Annotated in this window: 20 protein-coding genes; 7 read left to right on the forward strand and 13 right to left on the reverse strand. The window is 70.0% G+C overall.

Features of this window, described 5'->3' with window-relative positions; translation table 11 throughout:
* Positions 1-33: 33 nt before the first annotated feature.
* The 4 genes from BLS95_RS46700 to BLS95_RS46715 all read right to left on the reverse strand — a co-directional run bounded on the left by BLS95_RS46700 (position 34) and on the right by BLS95_RS46715 (position 3862).
* Positions 34-1032 (reverse strand): CU044_5270 family protein, encoded by a 999-nt coding sequence (locus BLS95_RS46700; protein WP_245765705.1) that lies wholly within the window; start codon positions 1030-1032, stop codon positions 34-36.
* A complete protein-coding gene (locus BLS95_RS46705; protein WP_090946061.1) occupies positions 1025-1615 on the reverse strand; it encodes an RNA polymerase sigma factor in 591 nt (196 codons plus the stop codon). Before BLS95_RS46705 ends, BLS95_RS46700 begins: the two co-directional genes overlap by 8 nt.
* A gap of 853 nt (positions 1616-2468) precedes the next feature.
* The gene (locus BLS95_RS46710) at positions 2469-3353 is read right to left on the reverse strand and encodes a protein kinase family protein (protein ID WP_245765706.1); all 885 of its coding nucleotides are present in this window, start codon (positions 3351-3353) and stop codon (positions 2469-2471) included.
* Positions 3354-3517: 164 nt separating this feature from the next.
* Positions 3518-3862, reverse strand: a complete 345-nt coding sequence (locus BLS95_RS46715; RefSeq protein WP_143044192.1) for a YidH family protein — start codon at positions 3860-3862, stop codon at positions 3518-3520.
* Positions 3863-3974: 112 nt separating this feature from the next.
* Between BLS95_RS46715 and BLS95_RS46720 the strand changes: the two genes are divergently transcribed.
* Positions 3975-5060 (forward strand): sulfite oxidase, encoded by a 1086-nt coding sequence (locus BLS95_RS46720; RefSeq protein ID WP_176993757.1) that lies wholly within the window; start codon positions 3975-3977, stop codon positions 5058-5060.
* Between the two features lie 9 nt (positions 5061-5069).
* On the opposite strand, the gene BLS95_RS56375 is transcribed toward BLS95_RS46720, so the two are convergent.
* Both BLS95_RS56375 and BLS95_RS46725 read right to left on the reverse strand, forming a co-directional pair.
* On the reverse strand, positions 5070-5207 hold the full coding sequence (locus tag BLS95_RS56375) for a hypothetical protein (RefSeq protein WP_176993758.1): 138 nt from the start codon (positions 5205-5207) through the stop codon (positions 5070-5072).
* A 138-nt stretch (positions 5208-5345) separates the two neighbouring features.
* On the reverse strand, positions 5346-6161 hold the full coding sequence (locus BLS95_RS46725) for a hypothetical protein (protein ID WP_245765707.1): 816 nt from the start codon (positions 6159-6161) through the stop codon (positions 5346-5348).
* A 681-nt stretch (positions 6162-6842) separates the two neighbouring features.
* On the opposite strand from BLS95_RS46725, the gene BLS95_RS46730 reads away from it, so the two are divergent.
* The 3 genes from BLS95_RS46730 to BLS95_RS46740 all read left to right on the forward strand — a co-directional run bounded on the left by BLS95_RS46730 (position 6843) and on the right by BLS95_RS46740 (position 10254).
* A complete protein-coding gene (locus BLS95_RS46730; protein WP_176993759.1) occupies positions 6843-8240 on the forward strand; it encodes an alpha/beta fold hydrolase in 1398 nt (465 codons plus the stop codon).
* A 171-nt stretch (positions 8241-8411) separates the two neighbouring features.
* Positions 8412-9614, forward strand: coding sequence for a sensor histidine kinase (locus tag BLS95_RS46735; protein WP_176993760.1), 1203 nt, complete (start codon positions 8412-8414; stop codon positions 9612-9614).
* A gap of 1 nt (position 9615) precedes the next feature.
* Positions 9616-10254 carry a response regulator gene (locus BLS95_RS46740; RefSeq protein WP_090946065.1) on the forward strand — a complete coding sequence of 213 codons (639 nt, stop codon included), beginning with the start codon at positions 9616-9618 and terminating at the stop codon, positions 10252-10254.
* A gap of 53 nt (positions 10255-10307) precedes the next feature.
* Here the strand turns inward: BLS95_RS46740 and BLS95_RS46745 are convergent, their stop codons facing one another.
* From BLS95_RS46745 to BLS95_RS46760, 4 genes are all read right to left on the reverse strand, one after another.
* Positions 10308-10610 carry a hypothetical protein gene (locus BLS95_RS46745; RefSeq protein ID WP_090946066.1) on the reverse strand — a complete coding sequence of 101 codons (303 nt, stop codon included), beginning with the start codon at positions 10608-10610 and terminating at the stop codon, positions 10308-10310.
* A gap of 282 nt (positions 10611-10892) precedes the next feature.
* Complete coding sequence (locus tag BLS95_RS46750; RefSeq protein ID WP_090946067.1) at positions 10893-11765, reverse strand: dioxygenase family protein; 873 nt, start codon at positions 11763-11765, stop codon at positions 10893-10895.
* A gap of 308 nt (positions 11766-12073) precedes the next feature.
* A complete protein-coding gene (locus BLS95_RS46755) occupies positions 12074-12892 on the reverse strand; it encodes an ABC transporter permease (protein WP_090946068.1) in 819 nt (272 codons plus the stop codon).
* A gap of 20 nt (positions 12893-12912) precedes the next feature.
* On the reverse strand, positions 12913-13938 hold the full coding sequence (locus BLS95_RS46760) for an ABC transporter substrate-binding protein (RefSeq protein ID WP_090946069.1): 1026 nt from the start codon (positions 13936-13938) through the stop codon (positions 12913-12915).
* A gap of 248 nt (positions 13939-14186) precedes the next feature.
* Here BLS95_RS46760 and BLS95_RS46765 point away from each other — a divergent pair, with 248 nt between their 5' ends.
* Positions 14187-14972, forward strand: a complete 786-nt coding sequence (locus BLS95_RS46765) for an ABC transporter ATP-binding protein (protein WP_090946070.1) — start codon at positions 14187-14189, stop codon at positions 14970-14972.
* 2 nt (positions 14973-14974) lie between these two features.
* Positions 14975-15934 carry an LLM class F420-dependent oxidoreductase gene (locus BLS95_RS46770; protein WP_090946071.1) on the forward strand — a complete coding sequence of 320 codons (960 nt, stop codon included), beginning with the start codon at positions 14975-14977 and terminating at the stop codon, positions 15932-15934.
* 102 nt (positions 15935-16036) lie between these two features.
* On the opposite strand, the gene BLS95_RS46775 is transcribed toward BLS95_RS46770, so the two are convergent.
* Positions 16037-16951, reverse strand: coding sequence for a hypothetical protein (locus BLS95_RS46775; protein ID WP_090946072.1), 915 nt, complete (start codon positions 16949-16951; stop codon positions 16037-16039).
* Positions 16952-17231: 280 nt separating this feature from the next.
* Between BLS95_RS46775 and BLS95_RS46780 the strand changes: the two genes are divergently transcribed.
* The gene (locus BLS95_RS46780; protein WP_176993761.1) at positions 17232-18821 is read left to right on the forward strand and encodes a phytoene desaturase family protein; all 1590 of its coding nucleotides are present in this window, start codon (positions 17232-17234) and stop codon (positions 18819-18821) included.
* A 128-nt stretch (positions 18822-18949) separates the two neighbouring features.
* On the opposite strand, the gene BLS95_RS46785 is transcribed toward BLS95_RS46780, so the two are convergent.
* On the reverse strand, positions 18950-19564 hold the full coding sequence (locus BLS95_RS46785; protein ID WP_090946073.1) for a histidine phosphatase family protein: 615 nt from the start codon (positions 19562-19564) through the stop codon (positions 18950-18952).
* Positions 19565-19685: 121 nt separating this feature from the next.
* Complete coding sequence (locus tag BLS95_RS46790) at positions 19686-20924, reverse strand: PEP/pyruvate-binding domain-containing protein (protein WP_090946074.1); 1239 nt, start codon at positions 20922-20924, stop codon at positions 19686-19688.
* Between the last annotated feature and the right edge of the window lie 57 nt (positions 20925-20981).

The raw sequence follows: 20981 nt of genomic DNA on the forward strand, positions 1-20981 counted from the left end.
GCCATGCCGTCTGCCCGAGCCCCGTCGCCCCGTCTACTCCACGATCGGCGCGCTGTCGGCGACGCTCACCTTCAACAGCGCGCTCGACGACACCACGCTCCCCACCGGGGCATTGGCCAGCTTCGCGTCCACGACCACCCCCCGGCGGCCGAGATAGTCGTAGGTCTTTCGGTCGAAGATGTACTCCTCCCTGACCCCGAGGGGCGACACCATCGCCGCGGCTATGCCTTTGCGCCCGGCAGCGTCCTGCGACTCCTTCACCGTCACCACCCCGGGAATCGTGGCCGCCGCGCGAAAGAGCGCGGCCCGCTGCGCGGCGGGCAGATAGGACTCATCAAGCAGCCCGCCGACCCGGTTCCACGCCTCGTAGTTCTGCAACCCGTCGAAGGGCAGCTGCGTGTAGAGGTGCCTGCGCATGCCCTCGGTGTCGGTCGGCAGCTTGCTGACGTAGGCGTAGTCGGTGCGCAGGAACTCGGCGCGGTCGTCGAAGTCGGCCGCCCGGTCCGGCCGGCCGGGCTTGCCCACTAGCGCCTGCTCCGCTCGTGCATTCGGCGGGAGCGTGTGCCCCGGATACGGCAGCGGCGCCAGGGTTTCCTCCTGCAGGACTCCCTTGACCGCGCTGCCTTCGGCCGGCAGCCAGATCGTGCGCTTGTGGCGCGTCAGCCAGATCTGCCCCTCCGATTGGGCCGTGTACATGCTTTGCGACTGGTAAACCAGGAACTGGCCGGGCCTGGGATGCAGCTCTGGACGGCTGCCGGCGTGCTCGGCCGCCCTCGACAGCACCTCCACGGCCGCGACCGTGCGGATCAGCGGTGGGGGCGGCGCCGGGGCGGGCTGGCTCTGGACAACGAACACCGCCACGCCCAACGCGGCCGCCAGACCCCCTGCCGACGCGGCCCGCAGTCCGAGGCGGCGAAAGTCGGAGCGGACCGGCGCCGACATGCCGGCCATCAGGCGCTCCGCCTCGGCCCGCAGGTCCTCTTGCACGGGGACCTCGGAGCGGAAATTGTTGAGCTGGGCCAACTCATCCATGGCGAACCTCCCCGATGACGACTGCTGTGGGGTCGGTCCCGCCCAGTTCCTCGTGGATCTTGGCGCGGGCCCGGTTGACGCGCGAACGGACCGTTCCGACGCGGATGCCGAGCGCCTCGGCGGCTTCGGTGTAGCTGAGACCGCCCCAGGTCACCAGGAGAAGCACGTCGCGGTGCCCGGCGGGCAGCGCGGCAAGCGCGGCGGCCAGACGCTGCCGTACGGCCTGGGCGCTCAGCCGCTCGTCGCTGCGCGAGGTGAAGGGTTCGGTGACCGGGTCCACGCCGGTGCGGGCCAGCAGGTTCAGCTGCCTGGCCTCGGTGCGCTTGTGGCGGCCGATGAGGTTGGTCGCGATGCCGTACAACCACGGCAGGGCGTTGTGCCTGGCCAGGTCGTAGCGGCCGCGCTGACGGAAGGCGGCGAGAAAGGTCTCCGCCACCACGTCCTCGGCGACGTCGAGTCCGAGGCGGCGGATGACGAATCTCTTGATCTCAGGCGCGTGTCTTCGGAAGATCTCCGCGAACACCTCGGGCTCCTGCCGGGACCGCGCGATGACGGCGGAATCGGCGGGGCTCGTTTCTGACATGCTCTGGCCTCTCGGCTCACGGATGGGACACCTTACTTGCCCGCCCGCGGCCTACCGGTTCCCGCCTTCAGGTCCGAACCCGGCCCGAGGGTATGCCGAAAACCTTGACCCCCAGCGTCGCCAGCTCGTCCCCGACCCGATCGACGAGCGGCCAGTCGCTCCGTGCGTCTGCTGGTCAAGCAGCCGCCCTTGCTCACGGTGCCGCTCTTCAGGCGCCAGGGGTGCTGGGCTTCCTCACTCATCGTCGCACTGTCAGCCGACAGCGGGCGTACACGTCGCGCCGACCGTCACAGGTCGCCGCCTTGCCGGTTGGTCGTGCGCAGATCACCCCGACCTCTTGCCAGGTGGGGCCGACATTGCGCCGGGCAACAAAGTTCATGACAAACGCGACGACCAGCGAGATCTTCAGGCACTCGAGATCCCTGAGCCAGGACCTCCCGCTCGACGGCCTCCGGAGTGGGTAGTTCACCGCGGCTGACCAACGCCTGCCAGGCCAGTACTTCCCGGCGAGTGACGTGGCCGATGCGCTGGACCCACGGCGCTAGCTGATCGATCTTGAGCAGGGTCACCGGCTGGCCCAGAATGTCCAACCAAGCCATCGTGGCGCTTGATGGCCATCCACTCTGCGACATAGCGGCAGAGGACCTGCTCGATCGGCGGCCAGTCGGCGGGGTCCTTAGTCGGCCTCCTGCCGAAGCGCGCGGGTTCGCGGATTCCTCATCCTGTAGTTGGGGGAACCCGTGCGTGGTGCAGGCGCAGGTCCCCGAACGCAGATGGGTTCCTGGCAGGCGCCTCACCATTGCGGAGGGTTCTTGCTGATCGGTGTGCGTCTCCTCAAGCGGTGGGTGACCCTTTAGTCGAGCGGCAGGGCGTGCCGTCCGGCAACCTGGCGGATCTCCTCCAGCGGGTACGCCGTCTTCCTGCTCTCACTCTGCAGATCGTGGTAGAAGTCGTTCAGCACGGTGGCCAGTGGGCTCTGCCGCGACAGCAGGGTCGCGACCCCGCCGGGCACACCGGCTGGCCGCTGTCCCGCCGCCCATTGCCGCACCAGTTCGCGACGCCCCTGCCAGTTGACGCCGTGGAAGGCGCCGGCCAGCCAGTTCACCAAGTACGTCAGCGTGTAGGTGCGGTCGAAGGTGAGGTGCCGGTGGTAGAAGGCCTGTTCCTCCTCTGACAGGTCGAACCGGGTCGACACAGCCTGCCCGAAATCGGTCAGGTAGAAGCGGTGCCCGTCGGTGAGGATGTTCTCGAAGTGCGCGTCGAAGTGCAGCAGGCCGCCCTTGTTCATGAAGGACACGGCCTCACGCAGCCTTTGGTCCGCCAGGGCGCAGGCGCGGTCGGCGTCGCCCGCGCTCACCCGCTCGTCCAGCCACTGGTACATCGTGTGCGCGGCCAGCTCGCGCCAGGCGCCGAAGCCGGGCGAGCCGATGCCGTACTGGCAGAAGGGCGGCATCCCGAACAGGTTGGCCGTCGAGTGCGGGTGGCGCAGTTCGGGCTCAGTGAGGGGCACGCGTTTGACGAAGACCAAGGTGCCGCCGACCTCGAGCCGCGCGGACGCCCCGCCGATGCCGGTGCCAAGGGGTACGGCCTCGCGCTCCAGCAGCTCGGCCAGTTTCCGGTCGTCGTAACGGGCCATGGCCGTGGAAACGTCACCGTGGGTCGTCAGCCGCGTATCCATCATCATGATCACTTTACTGGCCGATGACTCCTCGATCACCGCGTCCGAGACGTCCTCCACCGTCGGAACGAATGCTCGCGAAGACGACCGCTCTCATTCCGACCCGCAGCTTTCCACGGCTGCCCCCCTTTTCCGAGGCCTGCGCCTCGTGGCACCTACCGGCCCACCCGGTCACTCACCCCATACCACTCGGGTCGCCTGGGCCCGGGGAGGGTCGTGCGGCGTCAGCGAACGAGCAGCGCCGCTGCGACGAGGGCGCCGACCATGAGGAGCGTCCCGGCGGCGGCAGGCCCGCGCGTGCTGGCGCCGGCGCGCACCCGGCCGCGCGTGATCTCCCGGTTGAGCACGCGGTAGCGGACGGTGGCGTAGCCGAACACGGCGATCGCCGTACATACGAGCACCCCGCCCGCAGCCAGTGCGTAAGCCTGGTGACGTGAGCCGAACTTCGCCGCCCCCAGGCCGAAGGCCATCATCGCCAGGCTCGTACGCAGCCAGGCGAGGTAGGTGCGCTCGTTGGCCAGATGTTCTCGAACCCGCAGATCGCCGGCTTCGATGGAGGGCTCACTCACCGATCAGGCGCTCCGTCCGGCTTCCCGGCTTCCAGCGAGCCGTTGAGGGCATTCGACAATTCGCGATGACACGATGGTAAAGCACGTTGCACCAGGTGAGAGGCATTACACGATGAGCAGCGACCTCGAGGGCACAGCCACGGCGGTGACGGAACGCAAGGTCGTCAAGCCGACCCCCGCCGAACTCATGGAGGACGCCGGGACCGGTCTGGACTATGGGGTCCGGCCGGACCGCATGCCCGGATACCTCACCCCGATCGACCGATTCTTCATCCGCAGCCACGCGCCCACTCCCCGCCTGGACGCGGCGACATGGTCGCTTCGGATCGAAGGGGACGGGGTGCGCGAGCCGGTCACGTACACCTACGCCGATCTGTGGAACCGGTTCCCCCTGGCCTCGACGGTCCGCACGATCGAGTGCGCGGGTAACCGCCGCGTGCTGTTCGGCCAGGCGTACGGACGCACGTTCGGGGGCACCCAGTGGGGGCGCGGTGCGATCGGCACCGCGGAGTGGACCGGCGTACGGCTGCGCGACCTGCTGGAACCGGCGGGGGTCACGCCGGGAGCTCGTGAGGTCATGCCGGAGGGGCTCGACCGGATCCGGGCCCGCCGTCCCATGCCGCTGGCCAAGGCGCTCGCCGACGACACCCTGCTCGTGCTGGCCATGAACGGCGAGACGCTGCCGCCCGATCACGGCTACCCTGCCCGGGTCGTGGTGTCCGGATGGCTCGGCGCGGCCAGCATCAAGTGGGTGGGCCGGATCGAGGTGTCGGAGCGACCGCTGCGCGTGCCATGGAACACCGAGGACTACGTGCTAATCGGCCGCGACTATCCTGACGGCCCGATACCGATCACCGGCATACCGGTGGCGAGCATGGTCGAACTGCCGTGGCCGGCGCGCCTGAGGCCCGAACCGCAGGTCATCCGAGGGCGTGCGTTCGCCGGTGAGAACGCGGTCAGTTCCGTGGAATATCGCATCGACGAGGGTCCTTGGCGCGCGGCGTCGCCGGCGTCACCGCAGCTGCCGGCGGCCTGGGTGCGCTGGCAGTTCACCTGGGTTCCCCGGCCGGGTGATCACGTCATCCAAGTACGCGCCACCGACGATCAGGGCCGTACCCAGCCCGACACCGTTCCCTGGAACGACCTCGGCTACCTCTATCATCCTGTGCTGTCCCATCCCGTCCGGGTCGAAGCCTGATCGGCGGCGTCACGAAGGGCCACTGACCAGCAGAAAGACGCCGGAGACCACCAGCGCGACCTCGACCACCACCACGAACACGCCCGCCGAGACGGTCAGCACGACCACCGCACCAAAGACGAGCTTGACGGATGCAGGCGCCGCCACACCACCAAGGCCGGCAAGAAGCCGCCGATGATCCTCAGGCGCTCACCCACGCTGGCAGCCGTCCGGCCCCCGCGACTCGGACGCCGGTCCGGGTCCCTTCGTGTCGTAGACGCGTTCGAGGCTCGGAGTGCTATGTGGCTATGGCAAGGCGGACCCGGCCGCCCGGTCATAGATCGCGCGCAACCATGGGTGGCGAACCGCCGGCAGCCGCGCCAGCGTGCCCCTGAACACCCGCTCATCGGGGCGGAAACGGCCATACGGCAACAGCGGTGGTGGATCGTCGCGGCGTACGTCGGCGGGTATCCGGTTCGCCGCGGGGAAGAGCCGCCGGTCGTCGTGGAAGGCCAGGTACGTCCACACCTCGGCGGCCAGCGGCACCACAGCTCCCGCGCCGGTCGGCCATACCTCGCCGGTCTGCGGGTGGCGCGGCACCAGGAGAAGGTCCCCGGACGCGGCGGGCAGTCCAGGCCCGGCCAGGACGAGGCGCCGTGCCGGCGGGCCCGGCGGGAGCATCCTGTCGAGCGGTCCTCGAAACAGCTGCGCGAGGAGCCCATCGGGCACGACCACCCGCTTCCCGTCCGAGGCCGCCAGCAAGTGGGCCAGCGACACCGCGACGGCCCCCCGCCACTGGATGCTCCACCATCCAGGCTCCTCGACGGGTGGTAGGCCGGGACATGCCTCCCGCAACGACTCCCAGCCGATCATCCGGTGGGCGGGGCCGGACACGCTGAGGGGGCGCACCGCGTCCGGATCGAGCCACGCCACGAACCAGAGGTAGCAGTCGTCGACGAGGGTGGCCACCGCGCTCCCGCACTCCGCGCACGCCAGGTTGGGGCCGGCGCTGCCGCTCAGCCCACAACAGGAGTTTTCGTCCCGCAGGATGTGGAGGGTTCCGTGCAGATCTCCCGGCGCGATCCCGATCCGTCCCGAGGGGCCGTACGGCAAGGAGTACACCGGCGCGTAGACGCCGCGGGCCTCCGCCTCCTTGGCGCCGACCTCGTCCCACAGCCGGGAACGGTGGATAGGAGGGCTGGGGGTCCACCGCGTATGTCCCCGGCTCCAGGAGCGAGGGGCACTTGCGATCGCCGCATGAGATGTGTGCGTGCTCGGGCAGTTCGACCCGCGACAGCCGCGCGGTCAGCACGGCACCGCATCCCGCACAGGCGAAAACGACCAAAGGCCCTCCCACGGCTTCGACGATCCGCTCATGCTGCCGCAATACGGGGCACTTGGGCTAGCGCCGCCCATTAGGGCTCGAGACCTGCCGGCCAGGGCGGCAATCACCTGCTGCGCCGTCATGCAATGCCTCCTGCAGTGGGAAGACCCCCCTCCCCCGGTCCGGTGCGGCGTCCTGCCTGCGATCCTCCCGGTTTGCGCATCTCTACCCCCGCTGCGCGCAGCCAGTGCCCTGCGCGCTCCATAGCAGGTCACGGTAGTGCGGAAGCAGTTCGGGCCGCAGGAGTGATGCCGACGTGGCGGTGGCCAGGAGGCATCCGAACAGCAGCGGGATGACAGGGCGCAGGGCGAAGCGCGCGTGTGCCGAGCGCAGCCCCGTTATCCAAGCGACCGGTCGCGCCGGGCATGTCTATCGAAGGTATGACGCATCCTCAGGCCGGTCCGCGACAGGCTCGGCACATGAACATCACACGCGCCCTGGCCGCGGCAGTCACGCTGGTGGCCCTCTGCCAGTTCCCCGCCACAGCCGCTGCCAGGGAAGGTGCTTTGAGCTGGGGTGACTGCCCGGGAGGCGACGGTGCCACGGGCATGCGCTGCGCCACACTGCGGGTTCCGGTGGACTGGTCCAGACCCGGCGGCCGCAGGATCGAGCTCAAGCTGGGCCGGCTGGCCGCCACCGGATCCCGCCCAGCCAAGGGGACGGTGTTGGCGAACTTCGGCGCGGGCGCACCGGGTATAGCCTATCTTCGCGACGTGCCGGGCGTGTCGGCCGCGTTCACGCAGCTCCGGCAGAGCATGGACATCGTCACCTGGGACCCGCGCGGCTACACCAACGGCTACAGCACGCACCTGCCCTGCGAGATCAAGAGAGCGACCGATCCCGTACTGCCCACAGATCAGGCGGGATTCGACAGAATCGCAGCCGGCAACCGGGCGGACGCCGCCCCATGCCACGATCCCGATCCTCGGCTGTTCGACAGCATCGGCTCGGTCACGCACGCCCGCGACATGGAGGCGATCAGACGCGCCCTCGGCGACTCCAAGATCAATCTCTTCATGGGCTCGTACGGCGGCGTCTTCGGGCAGGCGTACGCGCGGCTGTTTCCGAAGCGCATCCGGACCATGGTCCTGGACGGGACAGGCAACATGACCGACCCGGAGAAGGAGAATGCGGCCCGGGCGCGCGACAGCGAGCTGCGACTGCGGCGTTTCCTCGCGTGGTGCGCGGACGAGCCCTCCTGCGTGCTGCGGGGCAAGGACGTACCGCGCCTGTGGCAGGACCTGGTGGCGCGGGCGGACCGCGTACCGCTCCAGCCCGGCGGCTTCGACGGCGTCAAACTGCAGGACTACCTCGGACAAGCGCTGATCACGCAAGGACCCGAGCAGTGGCCGGCCACCGCCGAGGCCATCGCCGCCGCCGCCCGTGGCGACGCGTCCGGGTTCGCCGCCCTTCCCGCTCCGGGTGGGCCGAACCCTGACGTCATCGCGTGCCAGGACATGCCGCGACCTGCCGGTCATGCCGCCCTGAAGGCCGCCATGAAACGGCTGCGCGACCTCGCGCCCAACACCGGGACGGGCGGCACCACGGTGACCAGGCTTCCCTGCATCGGCTATCCCGCACCGGTGACCTTCCCCACCGGGCCCCTGCCCAAGACCGTGCCGCCGCTGCTCGGCGTGGGCACCTGGGCGGACTTCCCTGGCACCGAGCGGGTCATCCGCCAGGTACGGGGAAGCGCGACGATCTACCATGACGGGCCCGGCCACGAGATCTACCTCTCGGGCAACGCCTGCGTCACGGAGAAGGTGAACGCATACTTCGTCGGCAAGATCCTCCCTGCTCCCGGAACCGAATGCTGACGCCCGGGTTTGCCCTGACAGGAGGGTGTGGCCAGAGTGAGCCGCATGCCGCCTGAGCGCAGAGACCGGCTCCGGATGTTCCGCATGCCTGCCGGCACCCGTCGCCTCCCCCAGCCCACCCGCCTGCCGGCAGACGGGAGCCGCCGCACGCGAAGGTGGTGGCTCCCGTCTGTGATCGCGGGCATCCCGCCGATGGCCGCGGATGCCCTGCTGGCGCTCGCCGCCGCGACCGCCGTCTACACGGCGGCGACCTGGGAGCGGGCACTATGGGGCCTGACCGGGGCGAGCGGAGGAGTCGCCACGCCGCCCGTGCCAGGCGGACCGGGCGTGGGCACCCCACTGGTGCTGGCCGGTTTCAGCGTGGGCGTGGCCGCGCCGCTGGCGCTGCGGCGCCGGTTCCCGGTGAGCGCGGCGCTCGTCTCAGTAGCCGCGGCGCTGCTCGCCACGAACGTGCCGGGATGGTCGGGGCGGCTGGTGGCGGCCGTCGCGCTCTGCTCGGCCGCCTATCATCGGCCGCGGCAGGCATCCGTCCTGCTTCTCCTGTCCGTGGCATCGGCCCTGACACCGATCTTGTTCGCCACCCCGCTCCCGGGCGGCCCCTTGCCGCCCGGGTTCCCGGCCCGGGTCGGCCCCACGCCCCTCGCACAGGGCGTGCTCATCGCCGTCGCGCCGGTCGCTGTCGGATACGCGCTGCACCTGTACCAGGAACGCGCCCGGCAACAGGTCCTGCTGCACCAGGCCCAGGCCGCCCGGGTCGTGGCCGAGGAACGGGCCTGGATCGCCAGGGAGATCCACGACGCCGTCGGCCACCACCTGACCGCCATCCGTATGCAAGCGAACGCAGCCCGCCACGTCCTCCCCGACGCGCCACCACCGGCCGCACGCGCCCTCGGCACGGTGGCGGACCTGTCCGCCTCCGCATTACGCGACGTACGCCTGCTCCTGGCCGCGTTGCGCGACGAACACCGGCCCACCGGCGCCACCCTCGCCGACGTGCCCGCCCTCGCCGACCGGCTGTCCTCCCCCGGCTGCCGCGTGCACGTCAGGATCGACCGGCACGCCGCGGCCGGGCCCCTGCCCGCCCTGGTCGACCACGCCGGCTACCGCCTCGCCCAGGAAGCCCTGACCAACGCGGTACGGCACGCCGCCGCCACCCGCGTGGACGTGCGAATCCGCCAGAACCTGGACACCGTGACGATCCTCGTCGAGGACGACGGCCAGAGCCGCCCGCCGACCAGTCGCCCTTTGGCCGGGAGCGGCCTGCGCGGCATGCGAGAACGCGCGCACCTGCTCGGCGGACGGCTCGACATCGGCCCCCGCCCGCCGCACGGCTGGCGCGTCGAGGCCGTCCTGCCCACCCACAGCGGAGGATGACATGACGATCCGGATACTGATCGCCGACGACCAAGCCGAGGTCCGCTCCGCGCTGCGGCTCGTACTCGACGCCGAGCCCGACATCGAGGTGGTCGCCGAGGCCGGCGACGGATCCCAGGCCGTGCGCGCGGCACACCGGCATCGGCCCGACGTCGTCATCATGGACATCCGCATGCCACGCATGGACGGCCTGGCCGCCATCCAGACGCTCGCCGGTGCGGGCGCCGTACCCACGATCATCGCCCTGACCACGTTCGACCTCGACGAGTACCTGTTCGGCGCCCTCCGAGCGGGAGCCGCCGGCTTCCTGCTCAAGGACAGCGACCCGCGCCTGCTGCTCGACGCCGTCCGCGCGGCCCACCAGGGCCACGGACTCATCGATCCCCAGGTGACCAGACGGCTGATCCACCGCTTCGCCGACCTCAGCCCCAAACCGGTCACCCCGGCGTTCGACCTGCTCACCACCCGCGAGCGGGAAGTGCTCCACCACCTCGCGCAAGGGCTCAGTAACGCCGAGATCGCCCGGGAACTCTGGATCGAGGAGGGCACGGTCAAGACGCACGTCAACCGCATCCTCGCCAAGCTACGCCTGCGCACCCGCGTACACGCCGTGATCTACGCCCACCAGCATCGCCTCTGACCCCTGCTTGCGGCCGATCACGCGGGAGCCGCATGACGCCTTGGTCGCGCTGCTCAGTGCGCAGCAGCCCCGAACCACTGAATCGCCTGCCACCACCCGCACACCTCCGGGAACGTCACTCCAGCCGGGCCGGGCAGCGACCGCACCATCCAGGACTCGACCCGGTCGTGCACCGCCCGCGCGTGCTCGCCGAACCGGTCGCAGAGGGCGGCAAGCCGTACCGCGATCGGATCCTTCCTGACGCTGGCGGGCATCTTGGCCAGTACGAGACCCGCGGCCGTCCGGCAGGCGAACACCGGCCGCCGCGTCCCCTCGACGGTGAGCTCGTGGCCCGTCGCGATCCCGATCCATCCCATGGCCCACCATTCTTGATCATCTTCAAGGACATTCGGCGGAAACGGGCCGGCGTGGCGCCCTCGCCCAGCGCGTGGGGCACACCATCAACGGGACGGCGCCGTACGAGCCGGGGCGTGGCCGGCCGCCGCCCCAGGCTGCCACTCGGATGGCTCGATGCCGTCGGCAAATAGTTCGCCGTCGACCGGCAACTCCTGGTTGGCTGGGACGCGTGAGAACCCAGCGGCAAGATTGGACCGAACTGCCCGACATCGTGAGACACGAGGTCGAATGCCGGCTGGCCTCTACCGTGCAGGACTGAGAGTGAAGGTCCAGTCCACGGTCTGGAAGGGCTCATCGACGACGGTCCCGTCGGGAGCGGCGCCGGGATCGTGCTGGACGAAGTCCACGATCAGCGAACGTCTGACCGCGAAGACGGGGTCGCAGGCCAGGTAGGGGTCGTCACTGCGAAACAGCATGGTGATCAGAGGGTCGTAGCCCTCCGCGTGGAACCAGAAATGGATGTGCTCCGGCCGCATCGGCGAGCGGCCGGTCGCGCGGATGATCTCTCCGCCCGGTCCGTCGGTGGGCACCGGGTAGTACCGCGGGGCGATCGACCGGTACCAGAACCGGCCCTCCTCGTCGGTGGTCAGCAACGCTCGCATCGCCAGCCGGCCGTGCAGCCGCTCGGCCTGTTGCACGTCGTAGTGCCCGTCTCCGTCGCTGTGCCAGGTGTCCACGCGGGCTCCTGGGATGGGGTCTCCAGCCGGACTGACGACCCTGCCGGTGAAGAACAGGGGCATACCCGGGACGTCCCCGGAGATGTCGGCTCCGTTGGGCGCGGTCGGCCGGCCTTCCACGTAAAAGGGTCCGAGGAGGGTGCTGTCGGTGGTGCATGGCCGGCTCTGGTCGTTGATCAGGTCGACCAGAACGCTCACTCCGAGAATGTCGGAGATCAGCACGTATTCCTGGCGCGTCTCAGTGGTGATCTTGCCCACCCGTTCCAGGAAGTCCATCGCGGTGAACCATTCCTCGCCGGTGAGCCGCACCTCACGGGTGAAGTCGTGCAGATGCCGGACCAGCGTGAGGAACAGCTCCCGGGTGCGCGCGTCATGGCAGCCGTCGAAAGTGCACTGCACCGCCTTGGTGATCGAGTTCTCGGTCAGGTCGATCGACATGACCTTTTCCTCCCTCCGGAGGTGGCACCGGTCGCGATCGGCTCCAGACGCCGCGCAACTGTGCTGTCACGGCCGACGAAAACCTGTCCATGGGGCGGCGTGACGGTCTTGGTATGAGACTGTCGCCATGGCCCCACATCCCATGTTATGCCAGGCTGCGGGGGGTGCACGACGGTGAAATGTTCCCCTCATGGGCCTGGAACGGCTCGGCCCGTACCCGTCCGGGCCACCACGGCGGCAGCCACCGATCGTGATCAGGGGCAGGTGCAGCACAGCGATGGCCGGCAGCATAACGGGCCTGATGAAGGTCAGCGCTCCGACGTGGTTTCCCGGACCCAGGGCAACGCCAGTCGCTCGACGAGCACAAGGGAGGAATAGAGCGCGACGCTCATCGTTGCCAACAGGGTGATCGCCGCCCAGGCGGTGGCGCTGTCGGCGATTCCGCTGTATTGGACGATCTGGTAGCCGAGGCCGCCCTCGCCGGCCTGGAACTCGCCGATCACAGCGCCGATCGCGGCCAGCGGCATGGCGACCTTCAGCCCGACGAAGATGTGCGGCAGTGCGGCCGGTAGCCGTACCTTGCGGAAGGTCTGCCAGCGCGAGGCGTCCAGGGATCGGGCCAGGTCGGCGAGTTCGGCAGGCGTCGTGGTCAGGCCGGTCGTGGTGGAGAGCACGATCGGGAAGAAGGAGAGCAGGAAGACCATGGTCAGGATCGGCCGCTGTCCCCAGCCGAGTGAGACGACCAGCAGCGGCCCGAGCGCGATCTTCGGCACCGCGTTGATCGCCACCAGCAGCGGTGAGAACATGCGCTCGGCCGCCCGCGAGGCGGCCAGAAGCAGGCCGATCAGCACTCCGGCGACCACGGAGAGCAGGAAGCCGGCCACCGTCTCCAGCGTCGTCGTGGCCAGCCCGCCGAGCAGTTCCGCCGACTTCTCCCGGAAAGCGGTCAGGACCTCGGCGGGTGGTGGCAGCACCGCGGGATGGATGAGGGGGATCGCCGAGGTGATCAGCCACCAGCCGCCGACCGCGACCGCGAGCCCGAGAGCGGGCCACCCCACCGCCGTAACCGTCGTGCGCCCGCTGGGAACGAAACGTCTCGCGTGCGGGGTGTCGCCTGCCTCGGCCATGTCAGATGCTCCTCGGCCGGTCAGGGCTTCGGTGTCAGGTCTGCGCTGACGAGCTGGTCGGGGGTCAGCCCGGCCGGCATGGCGTCGGCGTCCTGGAGAAGCTCGATGCTGCGGGCGACCCGCTTCGTATCGATCGTGCCGACCACGTTGCCCGAGCCCTCCGGCCGGACGAAAGCACTCATCAGGGTGCACTCGGCGGCAGCGGGGGCGACCACTGCCGCTGGGACGTTCTTCTTGAGGATTTGGCCGGTCTCGTCCGGGTTGTCGATGCTGTGGACGAGCCCCTTCATCAGGGCCGCGATGAAGCGCTTGGCCAGGTCCGGCTGCTCCCGGGCAATCTTGGTCGTGGTGACCAGCACGTTGCCGTAGAGGTCGTTCATCACGTCGCTGTAGGGAAGCACTACCGCCTGCCTGCCCTTGGCCACCGACTCGACCGTCGGCTCGCCCACCACGAACTGGCCGATGCCCGCTACGGTGCCGCTGGCCAGCAGGCCGATGAGGTTCGCGGGGGCGCCGTTGACCCAGGTGACCTTCGTCGCGTCGATGCCCGCCAGCTTGGCGTAGGTGGGGAAGAGGTTGCGCACCACTGAACCGGGGCTGTCGGCAAGTGTCTTGCCCTCCAGGTCCTTCGGCGTGGCGATCCCGTTGCCCTGGAGGCTGATGAGCGCGGCCATGGTGTGCTGCTGGATTCCGGCCACCACGACGATGCTCTCGGCGCCGCCGTTGCCGCGCGCCAGCAGGAGGCCGGTGAGGTCGACCGGGGTGAACATCGCCGCTCCGGCCTCGATCTTCGAAATGTTGTCGCCCGTACCGCTTCCGGGCTTGATGTCCACGTCAAGGCCGACCTCGCGGAAGAACCCCTTGTCCTTCGCGACCCAGGCGTACGCGTCTCGCCCGAAGTTGCCGAACGAGGTTAGATAAGTCACCTTTTCTAGTGGTTTACTGCTAGAAGTCGACGTCTGCTGTGGATTGTCAGGATTTCCGCAGGCAACGATGAACGTGCAAGTCAAGGCAAGAGCCACGACAGTACGGATGAGCCTGCTCATGCACCGTTTCCTTTCGTCCGGAGCCGATCGGCCCGCGCGGGGGGCGTTCGTGGCCGGAGACGGGATATCCTGAGTGAGGTGATGTCGCGGAGCGGCTGTAGCGGCAGCGTACGAGGCGCCTGAGTCCTCAGCTGGGAACCCGCCAAATAATACAACAATGGCATCTATCCCATAAGACTTCCATTTCTTGTCCATCCGTATAGTCTTGGTCGACTGGGTTGAAATTGCAGTCAGATGGAGCTGCCCGCATGATTGAGCTGGCCGGGGTTTCCTGCAGTTTCAGCGGGCGATCCGGGGTGGTGGAGGCACTGCGCGGTATCGACCTGACCGTGGCCGAGGGTGAGTTCGTCGCGCTGGTGGGCCGATCAGGGTGCGGTAAATCCACACTTCTGAGGCTTATCGCCGGCCTATTGCTGCCGACCGAAGGTGAGATCACGGTCGCCGGCGAGCGGGTCACCAAGGCACGGCGCGACATCGCGATGTTGTTCCAACGGCCCGCGCTGCTGCCCTGGCGGTCGGTCATCGACAATGTGCTGCTCCCGGTGGAGATCTTCGGCTGGCGCCGGGCGGCGCACCGTGAGCGCGCTGCGCGACTTCTGGAGATGGCCGGGCTGGCCGGCTTCGAGAAGCGGCTGCCGCACGAGCTGTCCGGCGGCATGCAACAGCGGGTCTCCCTCTGCCGGTCGCTGATCGGCAACCCCCGGGTGATGCTGATGGACGAGCCGTTCTCCGCGCTCGACGCGATCACTCGTGAGGAACTGTCGGTGGAGTTACAGCGCGTGCACATGGAGAACGCCTCGACCATCGTCTTCGTCACCCACTCCATCGACGAGGCGGTGCTCCTGGCGGACCGGGTGGTGGTGCTCACACCGCGTCCTGGGCGAATCCGGGAGGTGGTCGAAATCCGCATCCCGCGCCCACGGACGTTGGGCCGCAACGCCCATTTCGAAGAGGTCGCACGCTGCAGCGCCGATCTGCACGAGCTGCTACTGGGCTTCGGCACCTCGGCGGTGGCCGGGGAGACAGGACGCTGAGCATGCGCGTGTGTGTATTCACCGAGCCTCATCGCGGCGCGACCTACGACGATCAGTTACGGATGGCGCGGCTGGCCGAGGACGGCGGGTACGAGGGTTTCCTCCGCGCCGACCACTACCGGTCCATGGAGCTCGAGGGCGGCCTGCCCGGCCCCACGGACGCCTGGGTGACCCTGGCCGGCCTGGCCAGGGAGACCACCAGAATCCGGCTGGGCACGCTGGTGTCCTCGGTGACCTTCCGGCTGCCCGGGCCTCTCGCCGTGACCGTCGCGCAGGTGGACCAGATGAGCGGAGGCCGGGTGGAGCTGGGCCTCGGCACGGGCTGGTACGAGCGGGAACACACCGCCTACGGCATCCCGTTTCCCCCGCTGGGTGAGCGCTTCGACCGGCTGGAGGAGCAGCTCGCCATTGTCACCGGGCTGTGGGCCACGCCGTCCGGCGGCCGGTTCAGCCACCACGGCGAGTATTACCGGCTGGTCGACGCCCCTGCCCTGCCCAGGCCGGCGCAGCGGCCCCGGCCGCCGATCATTATCGGAGGCCGCGGACCGAAGCGCACCCCGCGGCTCGCCGCCCGCTACGCGGACGAGTTCAACCTGCCGTTCAGGAACGTGTCAGAGACCGCGGAGGCGTTCGAGCGGGTCATCGAGGCGCAGGAACGGGCCGGCCGGACTCGCGACGGCCGTGCACCGCTGGTGCTCTCCGCGGGCATCGTCGTCGCGATCGGGCGCAACGACGCGGAGGCCCGGCGTCGGGCGGCCCCGCTGCACGTACCGAGCGCGCTGCCTCCAGAGGATCCGGTGATCGGCTCGCCCGCCCAGCTCGTCGATCGGATCGGCGAGTTCGCCGCGATCGGCGCCACCCGGGTGCATCTGCGTCTGCTCGACCTCGCCGATCTCGATCACCTGGAGCTGATCGCGGCCAAGGTGCTGCCGCAACTCGACAGTGGCGTTGACGACCGCTGATGGGAGTAAACGGGTTGCCGCTGAGCAGATCAACCCGGCGCGGCATCCGGGCCCTGGACCCTCGGGCGGATCGGGAGCGCGCCGGGATGCGGGTTGTGACGCTCACCGCCGGGCCGGGGTGGACAGCGGGCCGGTGATCTCTTCGACATCCACCACGGTCTCGGCCTGGTCCGCTTCGCCCGAGGCGATCCGGTAGCCGATGGGGCGCGCGAGGTCCGGACTCCAGTGGGCCTCCATGACCACGACCGTGCTGCCGTCGAGCAGCCGGACCGCGGTGCCCGGCACGTAGTTGTCGAAGGTGGCGGACAAGGTCACGTCGAGCGCCTGGCGGGCGCTGACAATACCCCGGAAGGTCGCCGGTCCCGAACGCCCCGGCAGGTGTGGAAGCAACGCGGCCTGCCAATGGGGAGGCGGCGCGGCCAGCAGGCGGCGCGCGGCGATGTCCAGGGGAGCCATCGCCCTGTCGACGGGGCGATGGTCGGCGGCCCGAATCACGTGGCGGGTCAGGGCTCCGGCCGGCGGGGTACCGATCGAGGCCAGGGCGGTGGCGATTGCGGCCTCGGCGGCGCCGGCCTCGATGGTCGGCATCGGGTCGCCGGACCGTACGGCGGCGTAGGCGGCTCTCAGGATGCGGCCCCGGTTGGCCGGCCCGTCGCCGAACAGCTGGACCGTGCAACGGCTTTGGTTTCCGGCGCTGACCCACTCCTCGGTGAAGCGGAACCCCAGGTACGTCCCGCGCCGGGCGGGATCGGCGGCCTGCTCGAACATGCGCCGCAGGGCAGCGAGAGTCTCAGCCCGGGCGGCGTTGGTCCACTCGTTGACGGTGTCGGGCGAGACCTCCCCCAGCTCGGCGGTCCGCCGTACCGACAGCCCGACGCGGCGCGCGGCGAGCACCGCGGTGCGCAGGTTGGCGGTGACCGCCTGCAGCGTGGCCACCGCTTGTGTGCGCGACCCGGCCGCGTTTTGCAGCACCCGGGCCACTTGAGCCTGCCGTTCCTCTTTGCTGACCTGGCCCATCTAGCGTTCCCTCCGGCATGGCCCATGCTTTCTGCATGTACGGCTACCGTAACGAGGTGTACCGGTACCCGTACAGCGAACCTGCGACGCCGCCTTCAGTGGCGAGGCGGCTGGTTTGCTCGTGGCTGTGGCGGAGCATCCGAGCGATCACCGGTGCCGGCGCCTGGAGGACGAGTGGGCGAAGCGCGACGGTCTCGGCGAATCGCGAACATTGGGATCTCTTTACCGACGATGGCGTAGATGTACCAGGACGAGGGATTATCAAACGGAGGAGCGCCTGATGGACGAAGTGGACGCCGTCGTCGTCGGTGCGGGGATCAACGGTCTCGTCGCCGCGGCCGAACTGGCCAAGGCGGGCTGGGCGGTCGCCCTGGTCGAAGGTAACCAGGACATCGGCGGCTTCATCGCCACCGAGGAACGCACCCTCCCCGGCTACCTGCACGACACCTACTCCTCCTGGCACCCGCTCTTCGTGTCGGGCGGCGCCTACGCGAGCCTCGGCGAGCTGCTGCACCGGCACGGCCTTGAGTACCGCAACACCGACGGCTGGGTCACGGCCAGCGTGGCCGACGACGGCCGGGTCACGCTGGCCCACCGGGACCCCGTGCGGACGGCCGAAGGGTTCGCGTACGAGGCCGACCGGGACGCCTACCTGGACTGCCTGAACCGGCTCGGCGGGGCCATGGGACCGATCGGCGGGCTGCTCGGCGCTGAACTCCGTTCCCCCGCCCTGCTCCGGCACGCGGCGGGCCTGATGCGCTCGGGCGGCCGTACCGGGCTGGAGGGATGGCTGCGCTCGGTGGCCACCAGCGGCCGGGCGTGGGCCCGCGAGCGGTTCCGCGGGGACGAGGTCGACCACCTCTACGCCCCGTGGCTGCTGCACGCCGGGCTCTCACCCGACCACGCCTCGGGCGGCTTCATGCTGCCGCTCTTCGCCGCGACCCTGCATGGGTTCGGGCTGCCGGTGGTCGCCGGAGGCGCCGGGCGGTTCCTCGACGCCTTCCGGTCGCTGTTCGACGCCCTCGGCGTCCAGGTGGAGACCGGCACGATGGTCGATCGCGTGATCGTCGACGGCGGTCGTGCCACCGGGGTGGCGGCCGGCGACCGCGTCATCCGCGCTCGGCGTGCCGTGCTCGCCTCCGTGACCCCGAGCGCGCTGTACGGCGGCCTCCTCCCCGAAGGATCGGTGAACCCCAGGCTCCGCGAGGAGGCCACCCGCTTCAGGTACGGCCGGGCGGCCATGCAGATCCACGTCGCGCTGTCCGGGCCGCTCGGCTGGCGGGACGAGCGGCTTAACGGGATACCGCTCATCCACCTGGCCGACGGCTCGGGCAGCACCGGCATCGCGTGCGCGGAGGCCGAGGCGGGCCTGCTGCCAGGGCGGCCCACGGTGGTCGTCGGCCAGCAGCACGTCCTCGACCCCGGCCGGGTGCCCGAGGGCGCCGCGGCGCTCTGGCTGCAGCTCCAGGAGATGCCTTTCGCGCCGCGCGGGGACGCGGCCGGCGAGCTGGACACCTCCGGGGGCTGGACCTCCGAGCTGGCCGAGGGCTACGCCGACCGGGTGCTCGACCGCATCGCCCGGCACGCCCCCGACCTGCGCGACAAGGTGCTCGCCCGAGACGTCATCACCCCCGTCCAGCTCTCCGCCCGCAATCCCAACGCGGTCGGCGGCGACCCGTACGGCGGCGCGAACGAGCTCGACCAGAGCTACCTGTGGCGCCCCCTGCCCTCCTCGGGACGGCATGCGACCGGCGTCGGCGGGCTCTGGCACATCGGGGCCTCTACCCATCCCGGCGCCGGCCTGGGCGGCGGGTCGGGCCACATGGTGGCCACGGCTTTGACCCGGCCACGCCGGTTCACCTCCCGCTGAGCCGCACCCAGGTCAGACGGCCGAGACGATCTTCTGCTGGATGCCGGCGCCCGCACCACGCCGCCTTCGGTGACCGTTCCCACCGACTCACAAAGCCGGCGGACGCGTTCGGGCCTTGAGGGGCCGTCTCATGGCCTCATGCCGTCGGGGAACCCGGTCCAGCGCAGGTCGGCCGGGAGGTGACTCATGTCGTTGAACATCACGAGCGTCGGCGGCAGGCCGGCGCGGTAGTCGATGATCGTCAGTGCGGCGTTGGCGCTGTTCAGGCCGAGCCACCGCGATGGCGGCGCGTCCAGAGCGTGCCGCACCAGCCACGCGATCTGGTAGGCGTGCGTCACCAGAACCTCGTGGGTGTCGCGCCTGGTTCCTGTCGCGGTTGTGTCGGGGACCTTCGCGAACCGGGCCACCAGGGCCTCGGCGAGCTTCTGGCCCGAGGCCGCCTCGGCATCGTCGTAGCCGTCGAAGAAGCCGGCCCAGGATGGGGGTGTTTCGGCCGGTTGGGGAACGTAGGGCACATGGTCGATGAGTTCGGCGGCCTCGGCAACGGACGCGGTCTTCAGGTGGCGGGCGAGTTCGTGCGCGCTGGCTTCGGCGCGCGGTAGCGGAGAGTGCCACACGGCGTCGACCGGTAGGCCGGCGAGCCGTTCGCCCAGCAGGCCCGCCTGCCGGCGACCGATGTCGGTGAGGTTCCCGAATGCGTCGGCCGCGCCGTGTCGTGCCAGGTAGAGGTGTCGCGTGGTCATGAACGGCTGGGACGCGGCGCCCGCCTGGGCGCGCTTCCCGTCTCCTTCCGATCCGTGGATGACGTGGGTGTGGGTGCGGCTCTCGGGTGATGGCTTTCTGGCCGGAGATACGGAGGATCGGTCACGCATCGGCCGCCGTGATGGTGCCGGTGGTGCCGTCCATGGTGATGGTGCTGCCGTCGTGGAGTCTGCTCGTCGCGTTCGGGATGCCGAGGACCGCGGGGATGCCGTACTCGCGAGCGACGATCGCGGCGTGGGAGAGCACGCCTCCGGTTTCGGTGATGACGCCGGCCGCGATGCGCAGCAGTGGCGTCCAGGCGGGGTCGGTGAAGGGGCAGACGATGATGTCGCCAGGGTGTACGCGTGTGAAGTCGCGGGGACCGCGGATGATCCTCGCGGGGCCGGTCACGACCCCGTGGCCGCCGGGTGTTCCGGTCAGCGTGGGCGCGGCGGCCGAGGTGCGGCCGGCAGGCGGAGGCCACGCCGGGGGTGCGGCGGTGACCGGCCGTGCCTGCAGGATCCAGGTACGGCCATCGGCCAAGGCCCACTCGACGTCCTGCGGTCCACCGCGTACGGCGGCGATCTCCTTACCCAGCTCGGCGAGCAGTTCGGCGGTCGCGTCGTCGATCGTCGGCCGGTCACGGGCACGGGTGGGCACATCGGAGGTGACGAGCTGCCCGCCGCGCCGGTCAAGGCGGGTCCGCTTGTGGGCGACCATGCGGGATACCGACCCGTCCTCGGCGACGCGGTAGGCGTCAGGGGTGACCGTGCCACCGACGATGCTGGGGCCGAGCCCCCAGGACGCCTCGATGCGGATCGCGTCATGCGGCTCCGTGGGGGTGAACATGACCCCGGACACCTCGGCGTCCAGATGGCGTTGCACGAGGACGGCCATGACGAGATCGTCGAAGGGCCGGCCGGAGGCGTCCCGGTAGTCGATGGCGCGCGAGGTGAACAGCGAGGCCCAGCAGGCGCGTATGGCGGCGGTGACCGCGCCGACTCCGCGCACGGCGAGAAAGCTGTCGTGCTGACCGGCCGCCGACGTCTGGCCGGTGTCCTCATGCGCGGCGGATGATCTCACCGCGACGGGCGGATCGCCGAGCTCGTCGAGCGCGCGTCGGAGCGCGTCGATCAGGGTGGCGGGGACCGGGCGGGCCTCGATCGCCCGCCGCACGGCGTCGACATGGTCCGGCTCGCCGGCGAACCGCTCGAGGTCCAGGTCGCGAACGGCGGCGCGATAAGCGGCGAACGGCACGACGAAGCCGTCGGGAACCGGCAGTCCCGCGCGAAGCAGCGCGCCGAGCGCACCGGCCTTGCCCCCGCACGTATCGGCGTCCGCCGACATGAGGGGTACGATCATCCGCCCCGCCTTTCAACGAAAGATTGACAACAATTTCTTGATTGTGGATCATGAAGG

The organism is Nonomuraea jiangxiensis (assembly GCF_900099965.1).
Taxonomy (GTDB): domain Bacteria; phylum Actinomycetota; class Actinomycetes; order Streptosporangiales; family Streptosporangiaceae; genus Nonomuraea; species Nonomuraea jiangxiensis.

Excerpts from the sequence above, each read along its gene's own strand:
- BLS95_RS46700 (WP_245765705.1), bottom strand. The coding sequence starts at position 1,032 with ATGGATGAGTTGGCCCAGCTCAACAATTTCCGCTCCGAGGTCCCCGTG.
- BLS95_RS46760 (WP_090946069.1), bottom strand. The coding sequence starts at position 13,938 with ATGAGCAGGCTCATCCGTACTGTCGTGGCTCTTGCCTTGACTTGCACG.
- BLS95_RS46705 (WP_090946061.1), bottom strand. The coding sequence starts at position 1,615 with ATGTCAGAAACGAGCCCCGCCGATTCCGCCGTCATCGCGCGGTCCCGG.
- BLS95_RS46765 (WP_090946070.1), top strand. The coding sequence starts at position 14,187 with ATGATTGAGCTGGCCGGGGTTTCCTGCAGTTTCAGCGGGCGATCCGGG.
- BLS95_RS46745 (WP_090946066.1), bottom strand. The coding sequence starts at position 10,610 with ATGGGATGGATCGGGATCGCGACGGGCCACGAGCTCACCGTCGAGGGG.
- BLS95_RS46740 (WP_090946065.1), top strand. The coding sequence starts at position 9,616 with ATGACGATCCGGATACTGATCGCCGACGACCAAGCCGAGGTCCGCTCC.
- BLS95_RS46780 (WP_176993761.1), top strand. The coding sequence starts at position 17,232 with ATGGACGAAGTGGACGCCGTCGTCGTCGGTGCGGGGATCAACGGTCTC.
- BLS95_RS46770 (WP_090946071.1), top strand. The coding sequence starts at position 14,975 with ATGCGCGTGTGTGTATTCACCGAGCCTCATCGCGGCGCGACCTACGAC.
- BLS95_RS46730 (WP_176993759.1), top strand. The coding sequence starts at position 6,843 with ATGAACATCACACGCGCCCTGGCCGCGGCAGTCACGCTGGTGGCCCTC.
- BLS95_RS46790 (WP_090946074.1), bottom strand. The coding sequence starts at position 20,924 with ATGATCGTACCCCTCATGTCGGCGGACGCCGATACGTGCGGGGGCAAG.
- BLS95_RS46750 (WP_090946067.1), bottom strand. The coding sequence starts at position 11,765 with ATGTCGATCGACCTGACCGAGAACTCGATCACCAAGGCGGTGCAGTGC.
- BLS95_RS46785 (WP_090946073.1), bottom strand. The coding sequence starts at position 19,564 with ATGACCACGCGACACCTCTACCTGGCACGACACGGCGCGGCCGACGCA.
- BLS95_RS46775 (WP_090946072.1), bottom strand. The coding sequence starts at position 16,951 with ATGGGCCAGGTCAGCAAAGAGGAACGGCAGGCTCAAGTGGCCCGGGTG.
- BLS95_RS46755 (WP_090946068.1), bottom strand. The coding sequence starts at position 12,892 with ATGGCCGAGGCAGGCGACACCCCGCACGCGAGACGTTTCGTTCCCAGC.
- BLS95_RS46720 (WP_176993757.1), top strand. The coding sequence starts at position 3,975 with ATGAGCAGCGACCTCGAGGGCACAGCCACGGCGGTGACGGAACGCAAG.